Genomic DNA, 418 nt, shown 5'->3' on the forward strand with positions numbered 1-418 from the left:
AATTGGAAATTGGAAATCTACCAAAAGCGCAAATATTGTTGAATTAAAATTTTTCGAAGATTCTCTGATTTACAACGCTTGGGAAAGGACAACTAAATTTTCTTGGAAAAATGACAGTACAAAAATTTACTATACGCAACTGACAAACATTGATCCTGAATTAGAAACGGATTTTATAATGGATTACAGACTGAATTTGAAAAAAGACACTCTATTTTTAAAAAACCAAGATTCGGATTTCACAAATGAGCTCATAAGAATAAATGAATAGTGGAATGAAAAAACTATTGCCAACAATGTATAACCGCAATTACGGTGGATTCGACTACGTCCGAATACATTCGGAATTGCTAACGCCTATGCTAAACCGAAAAGTCTGTGTATATTAACCCGTAACTGACGGTTATACGAGACCGTT

The 418-nt window shown here is 33.3% G+C and carries 1 protein-coding gene; it reads left to right on the forward strand.

Features of this window, described 5'->3' with window-relative positions; translation table 11 throughout:
- Positions 1-271 (forward strand): hypothetical protein (locus tag Q1A01_RS23735; protein ID WP_299686075.1); only part of this gene is annotated, 271 nt, incomplete at its 5' end.
- Positions 272-418 lie beyond the last annotated feature (147 nt).

It is taken from the genome of uncultured Dokdonia sp. (assembly GCF_947492815.1).
Lineage (GTDB): Bacteria > Bacteroidota > Bacteroidia > Flavobacteriales > Flavobacteriaceae > Dokdonia.